This is a genomic window from Loigolactobacillus rennini DSM 20253 (assembly GCF_001436505.1).
Lineage (GTDB): Bacteria > Bacillota > Bacilli > Lactobacillales > Lactobacillaceae > Loigolactobacillus > Loigolactobacillus rennini.
Genome location: NZ_AYYI01000080.1, coordinates 4,346 through 5,112, shown reverse-complemented (window position 1 = coordinate 5,112; position 767 = coordinate 4,346). Strand labels below are relative to the sequence as shown.

The following is a 767-nucleotide window of genomic DNA, read 5'->3' as shown; positions in this document are numbered from 1 at the left end:
TATCTGGAGGCAAACGAGCTTAAGTCAGGCGTGCCAGGGCAGACTTACTTTGACGCTGAAGATTCAACGCTTAAAGATGACAAGGGTAAGCCAATTAAAGAGGTCGAACAGAAAGCGAATAACATTGTCGACCTGCAAAGCAAACATAATTAGGAGGATTCACCATGATTGAAAAAGAAGCATTACAATATTTAGTTGAATTAGGCAGCAAAAAAATTGTTAAAAGTGCTACAGGGGCAGAGTATGGCGTTGTTGATGGGCGCTATTTACAACAATCACACCCTCAAACAGGTGTTCGCGAAGCATTGGGTTTGCACACTTTATCCGGCGTGGTTGATTATATCCAGAAAAATGAAGAGCGACGGGATGCAAAATTGATTTTACATGTCGTCAATGACCATCGGGTTAGATTGATTAATAGTTTGGATAAATACAATAACCGCGAAGTTTTGCTTCAAGCGGATGCCATCGTGCCGGAGATTCCATTTGGTGACTTTATCGAAGCGGAACAGCTGCTTATTATCCTGCAAGCACAATTTGTTAACACGCCTGACCGCAAAATTCTGATGAAAGTACTGGGTAATTTACGCGAGGAAAATGTTAAAAATGCGAATGATGATGGCGTCTCACAAGCTGTAACAGTTAAAACGGGTATTGCCAGTCAAGGTGAGGTCCGAGTGCCCAATCCAGTTGAACTACAGCCGTACCGCACCTTTGCCGAGGTGGAGCAACCGGCAAGCAAATTCATTTTTAGAATGCATCCTGGG

The 767-nt window shown here is 43.3% G+C and carries 1 protein-coding gene; it reads left to right on the top strand.

The window, feature by feature from the left end; all coding sequences use genetic code 11:
- Positions 1-164: 164 nt before the first annotated feature.
- A partial coding sequence (locus FC24_RS09215) for a hypothetical protein (RefSeq protein WP_202813615.1) occupies positions 165-767 on the top strand: 603 nt, incomplete at its 3' end.